This window comes from Actinoallomurus sp. NPDC052308, assembly GCF_040679195.1.
Classification (GTDB): Bacteria; Actinomycetota; Actinomycetes; order Streptosporangiales; family Streptosporangiaceae; genus Actinoallomurus; species Actinoallomurus liliacearum.
In genome coordinates this window covers 159,647-175,679 of the sequence record NZ_JBFAUM010000005.1, presented here as the reverse complement: position 1 = coordinate 175,679, position 16,033 = coordinate 159,647, and the positions used below count along the sequence as shown (strand labels likewise).

Below are 16,033 nucleotides of genomic sequence, written 5' to 3'. Positions count from 1 at the left end.
ACGGGATCAGGGGTGCTGGAAGGTCACCTCCGGGTTCGCCGGTGAGGATCCGTCGAGCAGGGGTTGCCGGATTCCTTTGAGATGCAGGTCGAAGAAGGCGCCGACGTAGGTTCGGGTGATCTCTTCCGCGCGCTGCGGGGAGATCCCGGCTCCGGGCCTTCCCACCCACGCGGACAGGATGGGCAGGTCGGTGAAGGTGCCGTGGTCGGAGCCGGCGACGGTCAGCCAGCGTTTCCAGCCGTTCAGGCTGCTCCACGCCTGCCCCCAGGTGTCGTCGATGCCCGGGGCCTCGTGCTCGGCGCCGAACATCAGGAAGGGCCGGTGGGCCAGACCGTCGGCCGGGACCGGCGCGTAGAACGTGCCGTCCATGTTCACCCCGGCGTGGACCCGGTGGTCGGTGGCCATGGTCGTGGCGGTGGCGTCGCCACCGATCGAGTGCCCGGCCATGCCGATGTGCCCGGGGTCGATCAGGCGGGCGTAGCGCCATGCCGAGTGCCGGGCGGTCAGCCGGTCGAGCACGAAGGAGATGTCCGCGGCCCGGCTCCGGGCGATGGCCGGAGGGCCGCCCGCGGGGGGCTTGTCGCAGATGGCGCAGGCGAGGGTACGCCCGTCGGGGAAGGTCGTGCCGGAGTTCTCGTAGGTGTGGTCGACCAGCGCGACGACGTAGCCGCGGCCGGCCAGCTCCTCGGCGAGACCGGTGAGGGTGGCGCGCGGGAACGTGAGCCCGGGCGAGAGCACCACCAGGGGGAACCTGCCGGGTGCCGGGCGCGCGGCGGTGTGCGCCCAGGTGCGGGTGCCGCTGAGCAGGGCGGGTGGGACGTCGACGCCCGGAGCCTTCTCCTGAAGGAACAGCCGGGCCTCGTCGACGGTCATGTACGAGGCCGGGCCCCCGGTGCCGGGCCGGGCGGGATAGTACATCAACACCATCAGCTGTCGTGGTCCCGACGTCGGCACCCAGGGATCGGTGCGGTGCCGATCGACGAGGTGCAGGATGTCGCGGCCGACCGCGTACGGGCCCGTCGGGCGGGGCAGTGCCGGCGCCTCGGACGTGCGCGGAGCGGCGGAGCGCGCGACGCGCGCGGCCGCGACCTGCTGGGCCGGCGAAACGGCGCATGCCGCCGTCGCCGTCGTGAGGCCCAGCAGGGCGGCGATCAGGCCGGGCGCGCGGGTCCGGCCGCGCCGGCCCGTCGTCCGGTACGCATCGGTGTTTCGTGGCTTCATCGGGTTCCTTACGTGGTGAGGGCGCGCGTCACCGGTGGCACGGGGAGTCCGGTGCCACTGGACGTACGCGGGAGGGTGGGTGCCGCAGCGCGCCGGGCGATGCGGCGAACGGCGTCGGATCAGCCGATCCGGCGGCGGACCAGCCGGACGGTGACCAGGCCCAGCAGGAGGATGAGCAGGCCCATCCAGCCGGTCTCGATGAACTGGAACGTCCAGAACCGGCCGGCGGGGTGGTAGGTGGTCACGATGGTGTAGTGCCGGGCCAGGAGCCAGTCCCGGTACGAGGACGAAGGCTGAGGGTCGCCCGACATCGGGAGCTGCGCCAGATACTTCGTGTACAGGATGTGGCTGTCGGAGGTGTCGAGCAGGTGCCCGCTCGGATCCACGTACGCCCTGCCGATCACCCAGTCGCGCGGGCCGGTTCGGCCGGCCGTGACGAGTGGTGTCATGTAGTACCGGCGAAGCTTGAAGACGAGCGCCATGATGAGGCCGGACGAGCCGAGGAAGACCACTCCGACCGCGACCAGGGTGCGGCGGGTCAGCACGCCGACGAACACCCCGGCCGTGAACGCCAGCAGCGTCTGGACCGGAAAGACGATCCCGCCGAGCTCGAAGCCGAGGTAGTCGTTGAAGCCGAACCGCATGACGTGGTCCAGGGGCGCGTTGTACCAGGTGTACAGGGCCCCGTAGGCCTCCGCCACCGCGGCCAGCGCGACGGCGATCAGGAACAGCTTCGTCAGCAGCCAGCGGGTGCGCCCGGCCCCCTGGGTCCAGGCGAACCGGTAGGTGCCCGTCTCCAGTTCCCGCGCGATCAGCGGCCCCCCGAAGAACGCGCCGAACGCCGCGGGGAGCAGCAGCAGGAACAGGAACGGCAGTGGCTGCGGGTACCAGTCGAACAGCTCCATGCGGAGCTGCTCGCAGCGGCCGCCGGCGAAGGAGGCGCATCCGCCCAGCCCGAGCCGGTGGTAGGTCGAACGGGCCTGCAGGCCCCCGGCCACCATCAGCACGGCGAAGGCGGCCAGCATCCCCAGCAGACCGTAGAGGGCGAACCGGTGCTGGCGCCAGGTGACCCATACGAGGCCGAAACGTGGCAGCGGCCTGCGGCGAGCCGGGAGCGGGGAAGCGGTCGTCATCGGGAGCCCACCTGTTCGCCGCGCACGGGTCTCGGGCCGTCGAACACCGAGGCCGAAGGCTCGCGCATGTAGGCCAGCACCAGTTCCTCCAGACCCACCGGCTGCCGCTGCCAGCCCGGCGGCGCGGCGACCGGATCGGTGCCGCGGATCAGCAGGTGCGCGTGCGCGAAGGCACGCCGGTCCCGGACGACCGGGAAGCGCTCGGCGACGGCATCGGCCTGATCGGCCGGCCCGGTCAGCACGTGATGCCCGGCGACCAGATCCTCGGCCTCGCCGGACACCTGAACGCGGCCGCCGTGCACGACGACCACGTAGTCGCAGACCCGCTCCAGTTCCGCGACCACGTGCGAGGAGAACACCACCGAGACGCCGTCCTCCGCCACGGCCGCCATCAGCGCCGCCGTGAAGTCGTGCCGCGCCACCGGGTCCAGCGCGGCCAACGGCTCGTCCAGGATCAGCAGCTCCGGGCGTTTGGCGAGAGCCAGGGTGAGCGCCACCTGGGACCGCTGACCGCCCGACAGCGCGCCGACCTTCTTCGCCTGCGGAATGCCCAGCTCCGCCAGTCGGTCACGAGCGCGCTCGCCGTCCCAGCGCCGGTTCAGGTTGCGTCCCACCCGCAGCATGTCGGCGACGGACAGGTTGCGGTAGAGCGCCGCCTCCTGGGCCACGAAGGCGACGGCGTCCAGTGCGGCGTCCGACCCCGCGGCCCTGCCACCCGCCACCCGCACCTGTCCCGTCGTCGGCGTGGCCAGCCCGACCGCCAGGCTCAGCAGCGTCGTCTTCCCCGCGCCGTTCGGGCCGACCAGCCCGACCACGTGCCCGGCCGGGATCGCCAGTGAGCAGTCTCGCAGCGCCCACGTACGGCCGTAGCGCTTGCCGAGTCCGGACGCCTCGATCGCGGTGCTCACGCGACCACTCCCGCGCGGCCGCCGTCTTCCTCGTCCGTCCGGCCTTCACTGCTCTGCCGCAGCTCGTGCAAGGCCGCCGTGAACAGGGCGCTCATCCCGGCCTCGTCGAGCCCGGCCTCGCTCGCGGTGCGCATCCACGCGAGCATGCTCTTCTGCAGGGCCGCCTGTTCGCGCAGGCCCACCCGGTCCAGGGTGCTCTCGACGAACGTGCCGAGTCCCCGCCGTCCGGCCACCAGACCACGGTGCTCCAGTTCCCGGTAGGCCTTCAGCACCGTGTTCGGGTTGATGGCCAGCCCGGCGACGACGTCCTTGACCCTCGGCAGCTGATCGCCCTGTTGGAGATATCCCAGCCGCAGCGCCTGCTCCACCTGGTGGACCAGTTGGAGATAGGTCGGCACCCCCGAGCCCGGATCGAGCCGGAACTCGATCGGCGACGGCGAGGAGTCTTTATCTACATCCATAGTTATTGAGTTAAACGGCTTTGATCCCTCCCTGTCAACCACCCTGCCGGGTCGTCATCGGCTCAGGATGCTCAGCCAATCGCGCAGCAGCGCCGCTTCGGCGGCTCTGAATCCGGCGTCTACGACGGGGTCGGCGCCGCGGCCATCACCGACGGCGGCCAGCAGCGCCTGTGCCCGGTCGGCGATCGTCGTTCGAACGTCGGCCGCCGGTTCGGTACTGATGATCGAGTCGATGACGGTGTCACGCAGCCCGGTGAGCGGGGTCGGGTCGCGCTCGTCCTCGGGCTGCGCCAGCAGCAGCAGCACGGCGCCGGTCGTCGACGCCTCAATGGCACGGGCGGCCGTCTCGACCGGAACGCGGAGCCGGCCCTGCTCGCGGGCCCGCTCGAGTAGACGGCGCAGAATCTCGCCGTTCTCCTGGGCGGCGGCCGGGCGGCGACCCGGGCGCAGGTTGCCGTACATCAGGGCGTAGAACGCGGGATTGCGCAGCCCGAACTCGACGTGGATGTTCCAGCCGCGCCGGATGTCCTCGATCGCGTCCTCGCTCGGTTCCAGTCCCCGCTTCTCGGCCAGGTAGCTCTCGAACACATAGCTGCCGAGGGCGTCGAGCAGGCCGTCCTTGTCCCCGAACAGGCGATACAACGCGGGTGTCTGCACCCCGGCGGCGGTCGCGACCGCCCGCGTCGAGATGCCGGCCGGGCCGTGCTCGGTCAACAGCCTGGCCGCCGCCTCCAGGATCACCTCCTGCTGCTGGTCGCGTCGTTCCACACCCGTCTCGGATGAGCCAAGGTCGCTGCGCATATGTCGATGGTAACAAGATTCTGTTGCCATTGACACTGACATCGATACGCGTTTAACGTTGACGACGTCACCAGCTGCGTGACTCGTCATCGATCGCTAGGAGATCTCATGGCCCCATCCATCTCGACCGTCCGACTCGGCTCCGACGGCCCCGTCGTCGGCGCGCAAGGGCTGGGCTGCATGGGGATGAGCGAGTTCTACGGCGACACCGACGACGACTCGGCCCGCCAGACCCTCGACGCCGCCCTGTCCGCCGGTGTCACCTTGTTCGACACCGCCGACATGTACGGCCAGGGCGACAACGAGCGTTTCCTCGCACCATTCGTCCGCGCCCACCGAGACGACATCGTCATCGCCACCAAGTTCGGCAGCGTCCGCGCCGCCGACGGGTCGATGTCGATCAGCAACGACCCCGCCTACATCCGCCGTGCCGTCGACGCCAGCCTGACGCGGCTGGGCATCGAGGTCATCGACCTCTACTACATGCACCGCCGCGACCCGGCCGTCGCGCTGGCCGACTCCATCGGAACGATGGCCGACCTCGTCCAGGCCGGCAAGGTCCGCCACCTCGGCCTGTCCGAGGTCACCGGCGACGAGCTGCGCGAAGCCCACGCCCACAACCCGATCAGCACGGTGCAATCGGAGTGGTCGCTGTTCACCCGCGACATCGAACGCGGCCTCGTACCCGCCGCCGCCGAACTCGGCGTCGGCGTGGTCGCCTACTCCCCCCTCGGTCGCGGCTTCCTCACCGGCGCCCTGCCGAGCGAGTTCACCGCCGGCGACGTTCGCTCCCGATTCCCCCGCTTCACCGGCGAGAACGCCCAGCGCAACACGGCACTCCTGCACCCCATCACCACGATCGCCGCCGGCCGCGGCGCCACCCCCGCACAGGTCGCGTTGGCCTGGCTGCACCAGCGACGCGCCGTCCACGACCTCACCGTCGTGCCGATCCCCGGGACCCGGCGCCCGAACCGCCTGCAAGAGAACCTCGCCGCACTCGAACTCACCCTCACCGCCGACGAACTCGCGCGGCTCGAACCCATCGCCGCCCAGGTCACCGGCGACCGGTACCCCGACATGACCGAGACATCCAACGCCCGCGAAACCTGACCGACCAACCACACCCACCACCCACCACGAAGACCGAGAAACGGAACAACGATCATGTCCAGCATCACCGTCGGCATCGCCTACACCTCCGGCTACGGCCACACCCGCGAACTGGCGGACGCCGTCGCCCAGGGAGCCGCATCAGTACCCGGCACACTCGTCGAAATGATCGACGTCGCCGCCATCACCGACGACGACTGGCGCACCCTCGACCGGTGCGACGCGATCATCTTCGGCAGCCCGACCTACATGGGCAGCGCCTCCGGCGCCTTCCACGCCTTCGCCGAAGCCACCTCCGGCCGATGGATGACCCGCGCCTGGCAGGACAAAATCGCCGCCGGATTCACCAACTCCGGCTCCATGAGCGGCGACAAACTGCACACCCTGCAGTACTTCTCGATGCTCGCCGCCCAACACGGCATGCACTGGATCAGCCTCGGCCTGCTGCCCGGCTGGAACACCACCACCGCCAGCGAACACGACCACAACCGACTCGGGTTCTACCTCGGCGCCGGCGCCCAGACCTGGAACGACCAAGGCCCCGAAGCCGTCCACGGCGCCGACCTGTCCACCGCCCACCACCTCGGCCGGCGAGTGGCCACCCACACCGGCCGGTTCGCCGACACCCTCGACCTCGCCGACATCCCCGGCGCCACCGCCGGCTGACCTCACGGGCCTCCGCTCGTCAGGACGTGAGGTCGAGGACGAACCGGTACCTGACGTCGCCGGCGGCCAGCCGGTCCAGTGCCGCGTCGACCTCGGCGACGGGCAGTACCTCGACGGTCGCGGTCACGTCGTGGGCGGCGCAGAAGTCGAGCATCTCCCGGGTGTCGGTGATGCCGCCGCTGCCCGCGCCCGCCAGCCGTTTGCGCCCGAACCGCAGGGTCTGAGGTGTGAAGGACAGCTCCGGCACGATGCCGAGCGTGCACAGGGTCCGATCGAAGCGGAGCGCCGTCAGATTGGGCGAGAGGTCGTGCGCGCGGGGCACGGTGTCGAGGATGAAGTCGAATCTCCCGCGCTGCCTGGCCATGGCCTCGGCGTCGGTCGACACCACCAAGTCGTCGGCGCCGAGGTCCAGCATGTCCTTCGCCTTGCCGGGGGAGGTGGTGAAGCCCACGACCTCGGCGCCGAGCGCCTTGGCCAGCTTCACGGCCAGGTGCCCGAGCCCGCCGAGGCCGATGACGCCGACCGTCTGCCCCGGGCCGACCTGCCACCGCCTGAGCGGCACCCAGGTGGTGATCCCCGCACACATCAGCGGCGCGGTCCCGGCCGGGTCGAGCCCCTCGGGACGCCGGTGAACGAACGCCTGGTCGGCCACGTACTCGTCGCTGAACCCGCCCTGGGTGAGGGACCCGTCGTGCCGGTCGCGCCCCCCGTAGGTCAGGGTCGGGAACTCCGCGCAGAACTCCTGATCACCGTTGCGGCAGGCCTCGCACACTCCGCACGAATCGACGATGTTCCCCACACAGACCGGATCGCCGACCCGGAAGCCGGTGACCGCACCGCCGACGGCCACGCGGCGGCGTCTGACGCGGTCGCCAACTTCCGGGCCCGGATCGGAACCGAGCGGGACGACCCTGAGCTGACGGAGCTCATCGGCGAACTCTCGCTGCGCAGCCAGGAGTTCCGGGAACTGTGGGCCCGTCACGACGTCCGCACCACCACGGCGGGCGCGAAGAGCTTCCGGCACCCGGAGCTGGGCGTGATCAGCCTCCGCTTCCACGCGATGCCGCTGGAGGACGGCCAGGTGCTCACCGTCCTCCATGCCCGGCCGGGCTCACCGGACGAGCAGTCCCTGGCCCTGCTCACCACGATGACCGCGACCCGACGCCGCGGTCACTGACGCCGTCGTGGGGTCAGCCGGCGGAGTGCAGGGCGCTGCCGGCTAGCCACCGGTTCCAGGAGGTCGTCCAGTACTTCCAGTCGCCGTCGTAGGGCTCGTCGGCGAATGGGCGGGTCGTGCCGGTCACGTCGACGATGTCGCCGCGCTGGGAGATGTCGTAGAAGTATTTGGCGCCTTCGGGGGTCGTGCGGACGCAGCCGTGGCTTTCGTTCTGCACGCCGAGGTACTGGTATTCACCGACGCTCTGGTGCACGTACTCCCCGCCCACGGTGATCCGCACCGCCAGGTGGACCTTCTCCTGGTAGTCATCGCAGCCGGGCCGGCCGTGACACGTCGCCGTCATGGTCACGACCTGGGCCTTCTCCCTCGTGAGATGGATCCCGTTGGTCGTGATGGTGGAGCGCAGGTCGCCCTTCCCGGTGCTGATCGGGAATTTGTGGACCGTGCCGTCGTGGTTCACGGTCATGTAGTGGGTCTTGGCGTTCGCCACGGTGACGTTGGAGTCGCCGATGCTGAAGGACCGGGAGACGTCACGGACTCCGTAGGTGTCGCGGGCGGCCCGCACACCGGCCAGGTGCGCGGTGAAGGAGATCTTCTGGTGGGCGTGCCAGTACTTCCTGGTCCGGTACACCACCCGCCGGTCCGTGACCCAGCTCCAGGCGCCTTCGTCGCCCTTGCCGCTCTTGACCTCCAACGCCTTCTCGACATTCGCCCGGTTGGCGACCGGGCCGGTGAAATCGACGATGATCGGCATCCCGACACCGACCTTCTCCCCCGGCATCGGCGTCACGTCCGCGATCCCGAGGGTCTGCTTGGCCGTGGCCGTACGGAACACACCGGTGACCGTGGTGACCTTGCCCCTTTGGTTCTTCGCCGTGGCGGTCACCTTGTAGGACGTGCCGGGCTTCAAAGTCCAGGTGGATTTCCAGGAGGTGCGGTCGGCGTTGAACGCGCCGGCGACGCCGGTGACCGTCTCCAGCGTGCCGCCGGACACGGTGACCGTGACGCCCTGGTCCGGGCGGACGCCGTTGCCCGCGGCACTGATCCGCACCGTCGCGTCCGGCGCGGCGGTGCCATTACGGCCGTTGGTGTCGGCCGCGCCGACCGAACAACCCGCCACGGCGACCAAGGCCACCGCCGCGGCCAGATGAGTGAGCTTCATTCGAGGGGACTCCAGGATGTCCTACGGATTCCGGCGGAAGGTCGGGCGGTCGACGTCAGGCACGCCGGTACCTGACCTCGCTGTCCGTCAGATGCCTGGAGAGGTGTTCGGGTTCGCGGAAAACCCGGCATTCCGGCCGCGTGATCGAAACGTCACCTCGCACGCGCGCAGCGGTGCGTCACCAGGCGACGGGCAACGCGTGCAGTCCGAAGAGACCGGCGTCGTAGGCGAAGGGGAGTTCGTCCAGCGGAGTCGCCAGGCGCAGCGTCGGTATCCGGGCCAGGAGGGTGCCGTAGGCGATCTCCAGCTCGGCGCGGGCGAGGTTGTGGCCGACGCACTGGTGCACCCCGTGGCCGAAGGCGAGGTGGTGGTGCGCGGACCGGCGGATGTCGAACTCGTCGGGATCCTCGAACGCCCGCTCGTCGCGGTTGGCGGACGCGGCGAGCACCGTCAGGCGGTCACCGGCGCGGATCCGCACCCCGCCGATCTCGAGGTCGTCCGCCGCCGCCCGGTCGAAGCTCACCCAGTCCTGCACCGAGTGGAACCGCAACAGCTCATCGGTCGCGCCCGGCAGCAGACCCGGATCGGCGCGCAACGCCGCGAGCTGCTCCGGATGCGCCAGCAGCGTCACCGCGCCCAGCGCGATCGTGTTCGCCGGTGACTCGTAGCCCGCGAGCAGCAGCAGGAAGCCGACGTTGATCAGAGCGTCGACGGTCAGCTCCCCGGTCGGCAGGTACCGGGCGGCCAGCCGCCCGATGAGGCCGTCCTGCGGCTCGCGCGCGGCGCGGCCGATGAGTTCGCGCAGGTGGTCGCGGAGGTCGCGGGACGCCTGGGGCGCCCGCGCGTCGATGTCCATCACGCTCAGCATCCGGAGCCGGGACTCGAAGAACCTGTGGTCGCCGGCCGGGACGCCGAGGAGCTCACAGATGACGCGCGCCGGGACCGGGCGCGCGAACGACTCGACGAGGTCGGCGGGCGACCCGGTCGCCAGCATCTCGTCGATCGCCGTGTCGACGATCCGCTGGATGCGCGGCCGCATGGCGGCCACCGGGCGGGCGCCCAGCTCCGACAGCAGCATCCGCCGGTACCGGCCGTGCTCCGGCGGGTCCATGTCGACGAAGAAGCCGTCGTCGGGGCGGTCGTCATCGGGTCCACGCGGCCGCTCGGGGCGGCCGGTGTTCGAGCTGATCCCCGGGTGGCTGAGGATCTGCCGCGCCTCGGCGTGGCGGGTGACCGCCCAGACCGGCGCGCCGTTCGGCAGGGTCGCGCGGACGATCGGCGCGCTCGCGCGCATCCGCGCGTACTCCGCCGGCGGAGCGAACGGGCAGGTCCGCGCCATCGGGAAGGTCGGGGTCGCGGTCTCGTCGTGCTCGGCAGTGCTCATCGCGGTCCCCCTCGGCGCCCGCCTCAGCATGCAACCGCGATGTGGATCATGTCCAGCGCGCGACCTCGAACCTTGGGGCGACGCGCCGGGCACTTCATTTTCGCGCGTGAGCCGCTGGGAACATCTATAGTCCAACGCATGTCGGAGGATCGGGAAGCCTGGGACACCCTGCTCGAAGCCGGATTCCTGCACGCGCTGCGCGAGGCCCACACGGAGGCGACGCTGGCCGTGTTCGGCGCGATGAGCCGGGCCGCCGGGTTCAAGGAGCGGTCGTTCGGCACCGGCGCCTTCGACGTGCTGGAGACCCAGCTCGACCGGGTGTTCCACCTGGGCGACTTCGCCCCGGACCCGGCCGAGGGCGACGAGGACCCGCTCGCGGCGATGGTGACCCGCCACGACCTCAACGGCTCGCCCGGCTGGCGGTACGGCCGCTACCGCATCCTGCTCAAGCGCCACCGGTTCGGCGCCGTCCGGGCCATCCGCTGGGACCGGGAGAGCTTCACCAAGCAGGTGGTCGCGCGCCAGGAGTTCCCCGACGACCCGCAGCTCAGCCTCGACTTCGGGCTCGGTCCCGTACACGACACGGACGACGTCGTGACGCTCGTGCTCGCGCACAGCGCGACCGAGGAGCCGCTGGAGATGGAGCTGTTCGTCGGCCGTCCCCGGCTGAACGCCGACGGCGGCCCGGCCTGGCACTGGCTCCGCCAGTTGACCGATGACACGCTCGGCGCCGATCGACGGCGTAGGCTCGTGCCCTCCACGCTGCCCCTGTGGGCCGACGACGAGGCCGATGTTCCGCTGCGGCTGCACGGTCGGCGCGCGGGCGGCGCAGAAACGAGCATCGAAACGGCACAGTGAACGACCACACCACCGACGGGCGTGCCGAGCAGGCCGCGCGGCGGCTAGCCGAGGCGCGGCTGCTGTTCGACGCCGACCGGCTGACCCTCGCGCGCCGGCTGCGCGGCATGCGCAAGAACCAGCTGGCCCAGGCCGTCGGCACCACGCCGACCGCCATCGGCCAGTACGAGGCCGGCGTGCACCGGCCGTCGGAGAAGACGCTGTCCCGGCTGGCGTTCGCGCTGGGCGTGCCGGTCGAGTTCTTCCGCGCCGGGCGCGGCCCCGTCTCCCTGGACACCGCGCACTTCCGCTCGCTGCGGTCCACGACGCAGATCGAACGCGACCAGGCCCTCGCCCACGGCCGGATCGCGGCGGACATCGTGACCGCCCTGGAAGAGCTCGTCGAGCTGCCGCGCGCGGAGCTGCCCGAACGGCCGGTGTCGCCGGAGGAGATCGCGGGACACGGGCCGGTGGAGGCCGCCCGGCTGGCGCGCGAGGCCATGGTCGGCGACGCGGGCCCCATCCCGCACCTCGTACGGCTGCTCGAGAAGCACGGCGTGATCGTGCTGATCCTGCCTCCGTCGACCGAGCGGGTCGACGCGTTCAGCATCGGCGCCCACCCGCGCCCGATGGTGATGTTCAATCCGGCCAAGGGCGACTACTGGCGCAACCGCTTCGACGGCGCGCACGAGCTCGGCCACCTCGTCATGCACGCCGACGCGGAGCCCGGCAGCAAGATCATCGAGGACCAGGCGCACCGGTTCGCCGCCGAGTTCCTGATGCCCGAGGCGGCCATCGCCGACCGGCTCCCGAGCGCCGCCGACTGGGCGTACCTCGCCGAGCTGAAGTCGAGCTGGGGCGTCAGCATCGCCGCCCTGCTCTACCGCGCGCGGACCCTCGGGATCATGAAGGAGAGCACGTACCGCAACGCGATGAGCGTGATGAGCGCCCGCGGCTGGCGGCGCAACGAGCCGGGCCCGGCCAAGCCCCTCGAACGCCCCACGATGCTCACCCGGGCCGTCGAGCTGGTCGCCGACTCCGGCACCGGCCGCGACGAGCTGGCCGACCGGGCCGGCGTCACCCGCGCCGACCTGGACCTGCTGGTCCCGAGCCGCCGCGTGCCCGCGGTCGGCTGACCCGAACCCCCCTTACAGGAGGCACGGTGTTCCGGCCGTTGATCCCCCTCATGGCGCTCGCCTGCGCCGCCGGCCTCACGGCCTGTAAGTCCACGGCCGAACCGAAGCCCCGGAGCGCGACCTCCTCCGTCCCGGCCGGGCCGTCGCGGCCCTGCGCGTCGGCGGCGGACTTCGTCAAGGCGATCGCCGCCGGCGGCTCGACCGGGATGCGGGTCGACGGGCGGATCACCTGCGACCACGGCTGGGCGGCCGCCTACATGAAGCAGAGCGCCGGGCTCACCGACCCGGTCTGGGCCGTGCTCCGCAGCACGGGCCGCCACTGGCGCCTGGTCACCTACGGCACCGACGGCCTGTGCGACAACCCCGCCATGCGCACCGCCCCGGCGTCGATCAAGAAGGCCCTCGGCCCGTACTGCTGACGCGACACGAGCCCCGGCCGGGCGGTGGAACTCAGCCGCAGACCGCGCGGTAGTAGTCGAGCCGCTCTTCCAGCACGTATCCGGCGAGGCCGTTCTTGGTCACCACCCCGTAGTAGCGGTACGGCCGGTCGGGGTTCCCCGGACCGTCGTCACGGGTGAACAGGTCGCCCGGCCACACGGTCCCGACCACGACGCCGTGCGCGTCCACGACGTTGCCCCGCTGGACGACCCGATACTGCGGGCGCTGCCGGCAGCCGCCCGGTCGCGCCGCCGAGTGAGTGGCCGACGGCCGATCGTCCCCGGTGACGGCCATGATGACGGCGACGGCCGCCGCGCCCGCGACCACCGCCGTGAGGGCGACCACCGCGAGCAGCCGGCCACGTCCGCGCCGGACGGGTCCGGCCGGGGCGGATTCCCCCTCCGCCGTACCGGCCTCCAGGGACCGCCGGTCGACGTCGGCCGACGTCGGAGAGTCGGAATCTCGGTCGCCGGCGCCCGCCGCGCGGGCGGCCAGCGCCGCCGCGCGCAGGTCCTCCAGGCGCGTCCGCTCGTCGGCGGAGGCGCCGGCGAGTTCGCAGAGCCGGTCCAGCACGTCCGCCGGGATCGGCGTCTGGGCGTTGAGGTACCGCGAGAGTGAGGAGTCCGAGACGTTGAGGTCCTTCCCGAGCCGGGCGAGCGTCGATCCGACGCGCTCGTACAGCAGGCGGATCTCCTCCGTGAACCGCCGGACCGGTTCTGGCAGCTCCGCCGGCAGCGGCTGAAGAGGCTTGCGGCGCTCCGCCACGTCGTCTCCTGTCCCGTTGTCGTCCCGTCCTCGACGATCGACCTGGTCAGCGACGCGGGATATCCCGCCCGTCCCGTCATCGGCCGATTCGTGGCGACCCCGCGCGTCCGGAGCGCAGGATCGATCTTGCCCGCTGTGGCAGGAGCAGTCGGGCGGAAGTCCGAGAACCCGCCGTCCGCTTGCGGACAGCGCATCCCCTTGGAGGAACACCGGGAATGGCTTCGAAGAAGACCCGGCGTCGTGGCGTCACCGTCGCGGCCGTCTCACTGGCGAGCGCGGCGCTGCTGATCGGTGGCGCCGGCGGCGCGGCGGCGGCCCAGGCCCCGACCAATCCGGCGCCGCTCAAGAAGAGCTGCACCCTGTGGTTCAACTACACGCCGCACCGCGCGATGGACAAGACCCCGGGACACTCCGTCACGGTGGCGAAGGGCAACGGCCGGACCGTCAACTACCGCTACAACTGGGACGCCCACTACGCGGTCGTCTCGACGTGGGGCTCGGGTGCGGTCTGGGGCTTCATGAACCGTTCCTGCCTCGGCAAGCCCGAGCACGCGGTCGGCGGACGGCTCACCGAGCACCTGTCCAGCGGCGTGGCCAAGCACACCCGGTACCTGTGCGGCCAGCAGACCCTGTACGTGCGGGACCACCAGCAGCGGGTCATCGGGCGGCTGTACCACGGCGACCGGTTCACGCAGTACGGCAAGACGCGGAAGATGAAGAAGGACAACGGCCGGATCGCGGTCGGGTACGCCTACGGGCAGGTCCACAAGGCCGGACGTGTCTACGCCAAGTACCTGTCCACGAAGCCCTGCCCGAGCGCCGCCACCGCTGCGCCCGCCACCGCCGCGACCGCGGCGCCGGCACCGGCACCGGCGTCCGCCGCCGCCTCCGGCGCGAACCTCCCGGCGTCGCGTGCGGTCGCGGCCAGTTGCCAGTACAAGGTGACCTGGCCGGTCGCCGGGGTGTACGAGCAGCCGAGCAACGCGTCGACGCTGCTGAAGGACAAGCGCGCCGGCAACGTCGTCGGCGGGTACTGCGACTGGACGTACTACAACACCACCGAAGGCAACACCTACCTGGCCGTGGCCACCGACAGCGCGGCGGACGGCATCGGCTGGATGCGGCGCGACGCGCTCGTGAAGCTCTGACCGAACCAGGCGCGCCGACACGCCGGGGCGGGACACGATGGTCCCGCCCCAGCGGTGTGCCTGGCGGGCCGACCCGCATCGGGCCGTAGCGCACCCGCGTCGCGTTTGCCGACGGTTCCGTTCCGTGTTGTCGGCTCCTCGGAGAGGCCCACAGACATTGCGCGTGTGGGCCTCTCCTGTTCCTACAGGTCACCGCCCGGAGGTTTCAGGCGTCTCGGAGAGAAGCCGACGGATCTTTCGGACGAGTCGGAGGCTGTTCACCGCGGTCTCCCACCCGAGGCCACCCGGGGTGATCTCAAGCTCGACCCGCCCTCTGCGACGGGCGATCGTGACGTGGGCGCAGAACAACCGATTGGAACCCCGGCCCACCAGCACCGTGTCGGTTGTGGCGGGCCGCGGCCTGGCAAGCGGCTTACGGCTTGTGCGCAGGCCCGGGAGTACGTTGTATCCCGGGCCCAGACGAGAGCGCAGGAGGTCGGCGAGCTCCTGTCCGGTGAGATCGGATCGGTTGATTGTGAGGGTGGACATGACAGTTCTCCAGTCGTGGCCTGGGCACATCCTTAACTGATACAAGAGAGTATCAACTGAGACGGAGATGTATCAATTGAAGGCGGCGGGGTACTCCGACGAACCGTCCTCCGAGCTGCGAGTCGATGCCCGGCGCAACCAGAAGCGGATCCTGCTGGCCGCGGCCCGTCTCCTGGCCGACGACCCGGCGGTGAGCATGCAGCGCATCGCGGACGAGGCGCACGTCGCCCGGCCGACGGTCTACCGCCGCTATCCGACTCGGGAGGCGTTGGTCGACGCGATCGCGCAGGAGGCGATCGGCGAGTTCGCCACTGCGCTGGATGAGGCAGATGCGGCCGGCGAAGACGCGGCGTCGACCCTCGGCCGCCTCGTCCGCGCGCTGGCGCGAATCGGCGCGGACTACCCCATCGTGCTGCAGAGCGTGCATGCCCACGACACCGCTTCCCTGGTCAACCGCATCGACGAGTTGATCGCCCGCGGCCAGGCGCAGGGCGTAGTGCGCGCCGACGTCACGTCAGACGTCCTGCGCCACACGTTGTTCGGAGCGCTTTCCGCAAGCCTGCGCCTCGCCCGCGACCCGTCCGCGAGAGGCCCGGCACCTGAGGAGATAGGCGCGCAGGTTGCTGCCATCATCGTCGATGGCCTGCGGTCCAAACCGGCCCCGAACAAGTAAGCCCAGAGCCTACGAAGCATGACTTCTCCGTGGTGCCGGCGGTGACCGTCGAGGGCACCCGCGAGATCCTCGGGCTGTGGGCCGGCGACGGCACTGCAGGAAGGGAACGCCAGAGCACTGTGCCCAGACTTTTCGTCGTTCCAGCGACCAAAATCTGGGGCGCTAGTTCCGAGCCCGGGATAGGAGGGCCGGCTCGGGCATATCTAGCTCGGGAGAATGGCCCAGACGCACTTGCCGGAGGTCGCCAGGCGGGGGGCCCACACCTCGGAGAGGGCCGCGATGATATGCATCCCGCGCCCGGACTCCTTCTCGAGGTCGATAGGGGCGACTCGGGGACGGTCAGGGGCGTCGTCCGCGAAAGTGGTTGCGGCGAAACAGTAATCTGCCCCGGATCCTTCGCTAGTGCGGTGACCACGAACGTTCGCCGGGTTCGACCTACCACCCCGACGCCTGCTTCGCCGTCGCTGTGGCCGAGCCTCGTACCG

17 protein-coding genes are annotated in these 16,033 nt (G+C 71.0%); 8 read left to right on the top strand and 9 right to left on the bottom strand.

Annotated elements, in window-relative coordinates; translation table 11 throughout:
• Window positions 1-6: 6 nt before the first annotated feature.
• The 5 genes from AB0L00_RS17930 to AB0L00_RS17910 all read right to left on the bottom strand — a co-directional run bounded on the left by AB0L00_RS17930 (window position 7) and on the right by AB0L00_RS17910 (window position 4,524).
• On the bottom strand, window positions 7-1,221 hold the full coding sequence (locus tag AB0L00_RS17930) for an alpha/beta hydrolase (protein ID WP_364434961.1): 1,215 nt from the start codon (window positions 1,219-1,221) through the stop codon (window positions 7-9).
• A 119-nt stretch (window positions 1,222-1,340) separates the two neighbouring features.
• Window positions 1,341-2,354, bottom strand: coding sequence for a hypothetical protein (locus tag AB0L00_RS17925; protein WP_364434958.1), 1,014 nt, complete (start codon window positions 2,352-2,354; stop codon window positions 1,341-1,343).
• On the bottom strand, window positions 2,351-3,262 hold the full coding sequence (locus AB0L00_RS17920; RefSeq protein ID WP_364434956.1) for an ABC transporter ATP-binding protein: 912 nt from the start codon (window positions 3,260-3,262) through the stop codon (window positions 2,351-2,353). The genes AB0L00_RS17925 and AB0L00_RS17920 overlap by 4 nt, the downstream gene beginning before the upstream one ends.
• Window positions 3,259-3,723, bottom strand: a complete 465-nt coding sequence (locus tag AB0L00_RS17915) for a GntR family transcriptional regulator (protein ID WP_364434954.1) — start codon at window positions 3,721-3,723, stop codon at window positions 3,259-3,261. The genes AB0L00_RS17920 and AB0L00_RS17915 overlap by 4 nt, the downstream gene beginning before the upstream one ends.
• Before the next feature lie 54 nt (window positions 3,724-3,777).
• Window positions 3,778-4,524 (bottom strand): TetR/AcrR family transcriptional regulator, encoded by a 747-nt coding sequence (locus AB0L00_RS17910; RefSeq protein WP_364434951.1) that lies wholly within the window; start codon window positions 4,522-4,524, stop codon window positions 3,778-3,780.
• 108 nt (window positions 4,525-4,632) lie between these two features.
• On the opposite strand from AB0L00_RS17910, the gene AB0L00_RS17905 reads away from it, so the two are divergent.
• Together AB0L00_RS17905 and AB0L00_RS17900 are read left to right on the top strand one after the other, a co-directional pair.
• Window positions 4,633-5,634 (top strand): aldo/keto reductase, encoded by a 1,002-nt coding sequence (locus AB0L00_RS17905; RefSeq protein ID WP_364434948.1) that lies wholly within the window; start codon window positions 4,633-4,635, stop codon window positions 5,632-5,634.
• A 54-nt stretch (window positions 5,635-5,688) separates the two neighbouring features.
• A complete protein-coding gene (locus AB0L00_RS17900; protein WP_364434945.1) occupies window positions 5,689-6,300 on the top strand; it encodes a flavodoxin family protein in 612 nt (203 codons plus the stop codon).
• A gap of 19 nt (window positions 6,301-6,319) precedes the next feature.
• Here AB0L00_RS17900 and AB0L00_RS17895 read toward each other — a convergent pair whose 3' ends face one another.
• Complete coding sequence (locus tag AB0L00_RS17895; RefSeq protein WP_364434942.1) at window positions 6,320-7,099, bottom strand: zinc-binding dehydrogenase; 780 nt, start codon at window positions 7,097-7,099, stop codon at window positions 6,320-6,322.
• On the opposite strand from AB0L00_RS17895, the gene AB0L00_RS17890 reads away from it, so the two are divergent.
• Window positions 6,992-7,477: a hypothetical protein gene (locus AB0L00_RS17890; protein WP_364434940.1), complete on the top strand. Its 486-nt coding sequence runs from the start codon at window positions 6,992-6,994 to the stop codon at window positions 7,475-7,477. The two genes, AB0L00_RS17895 and AB0L00_RS17890, sit on opposite strands and share 108 nt — an antisense overlap.
• A 13-nt stretch (window positions 7,478-7,490) precedes the next feature.
• On the opposite strand, the gene AB0L00_RS17885 is transcribed toward AB0L00_RS17890, so the two are convergent.
• Together AB0L00_RS17885 and AB0L00_RS17880 are read right to left on the bottom strand one after the other, a co-directional pair.
• A complete protein-coding gene (locus tag AB0L00_RS17885; RefSeq protein ID WP_364434937.1) occupies window positions 7,491-8,639 on the bottom strand; it encodes an Ig-like domain-containing protein in 1,149 nt (382 codons plus the stop codon).
• 178 nt (window positions 8,640-8,817) lie between these two features.
• A complete protein-coding gene (locus AB0L00_RS17880; RefSeq protein WP_364434934.1) occupies window positions 8,818-10,023 on the bottom strand; it encodes a cytochrome P450 in 1,206 nt (401 codons plus the stop codon).
• A 138-nt stretch (window positions 10,024-10,161) separates the two neighbouring features.
• Between AB0L00_RS17880 and AB0L00_RS17875 the strand changes: the two genes are divergently transcribed.
• Genes AB0L00_RS17875 through AB0L00_RS17865 form a run of 3 tightly spaced genes read left to right on the top strand, consistent with a single transcriptional unit; the run spans window position 10,162 to window position 12,415 of the window.
• Window positions 10,162-10,881, top strand: coding sequence for a hypothetical protein (locus AB0L00_RS17875; protein ID WP_364434932.1), 720 nt, complete (start codon window positions 10,162-10,164; stop codon window positions 10,879-10,881).
• Window positions 10,878-11,996, top strand: coding sequence for an ImmA/IrrE family metallo-endopeptidase (locus AB0L00_RS17870; protein ID WP_364434929.1), 1,119 nt, complete (start codon window positions 10,878-10,880; stop codon window positions 11,994-11,996). Before AB0L00_RS17875 ends, AB0L00_RS17870 begins: the two co-directional genes overlap by 4 nt.
• Before the next feature lie 26 nt (window positions 11,997-12,022).
• Complete coding sequence (locus AB0L00_RS17865) at window positions 12,023-12,415, top strand: hypothetical protein (RefSeq protein WP_364434926.1); 393 nt, start codon at window positions 12,023-12,025, stop codon at window positions 12,413-12,415.
• Between the two features lie 31 nt (window positions 12,416-12,446).
• Here the strand turns inward: AB0L00_RS17865 and AB0L00_RS17860 are convergent, their stop codons facing one another.
• Complete coding sequence (locus tag AB0L00_RS17860) at window positions 12,447-13,199, bottom strand: helix-turn-helix transcriptional regulator (protein ID WP_364434923.1); 753 nt, start codon at window positions 13,197-13,199, stop codon at window positions 12,447-12,449.
• A gap of 215 nt (window positions 13,200-13,414) precedes the next feature.
• On the opposite strand from AB0L00_RS17860, the gene AB0L00_RS17855 reads away from it, so the two are divergent.
• Together AB0L00_RS17855 and AB0L00_RS17850 are read left to right on the top strand one after the other, a co-directional pair.
• A complete protein-coding gene (locus AB0L00_RS17855; protein ID WP_364434920.1) occupies window positions 13,415-14,347 on the top strand; it encodes a hypothetical protein in 933 nt (310 codons plus the stop codon).
• Between the two features lie 595 nt (window positions 14,348-14,942).
• Entirely contained in the window at window positions 14,943-15,548 is a 606-nt protein-coding gene (locus AB0L00_RS17850) for a TetR/AcrR family transcriptional regulator (RefSeq protein WP_364434917.1), read from the top strand.
• Window positions 15,549-16,033: the final 485 nt, after the last annotated feature.

Coding starts and splice junctions, on each gene's coding strand:
- AB0L00_RS17930 (WP_364434961.1), bottom strand. CDS start 1,221: ATGAAGCCACGAAACACCGATGCGTACCGGACGACGGGCCGGCGCGGC.
- AB0L00_RS17925 (WP_364434958.1), bottom strand. CDS start 2,354: ATGACGACCGCTTCCCCGCTCCCGGCTCGCCGCAGGCCGCTGCCACGT.
- AB0L00_RS17915 (WP_364434954.1), bottom strand. CDS start 3,723: ATGGATGTAGATAAAGACTCCTCGCCGTCGCCGATCGAGTTCCGGCTC.
- AB0L00_RS17910 (WP_364434951.1), bottom strand. CDS start 4,524: ATGCGCAGCGACCTTGGCTCATCCGAGACGGGTGTGGAACGACGCGAC.
- AB0L00_RS17905 (WP_364434948.1), top strand. CDS start 4,633: ATGGCCCCATCCATCTCGACCGTCCGACTCGGCTCCGACGGCCCCGTC.
- AB0L00_RS17900 (WP_364434945.1), top strand. CDS start 5,689: ATGTCCAGCATCACCGTCGGCATCGCCTACACCTCCGGCTACGGCCAC.
- AB0L00_RS17885 (WP_364434937.1), bottom strand. CDS start 8,639: ATGAAGCTCACTCATCTGGCCGCGGCGGTGGCCTTGGTCGCCGTGGCG.
- AB0L00_RS17880 (WP_364434934.1), bottom strand. CDS start 10,023: ATGAGCACTGCCGAGCACGACGAGACCGCGACCCCGACCTTCCCGATG.
- AB0L00_RS17875 (WP_364434932.1), top strand. CDS start 10,162: ATGTCGGAGGATCGGGAAGCCTGGGACACCCTGCTCGAAGCCGGATTC.
- AB0L00_RS17855 (WP_364434920.1), top strand. CDS start 13,415: ATGGCTTCGAAGAAGACCCGGCGTCGTGGCGTCACCGTCGCGGCCGTC.
- AB0L00_RS17850 (WP_364434917.1), top strand. CDS start 14,943: ATGTATCAATTGAAGGCGGCGGGGTACTCCGACGAACCGTCCTCCGAG.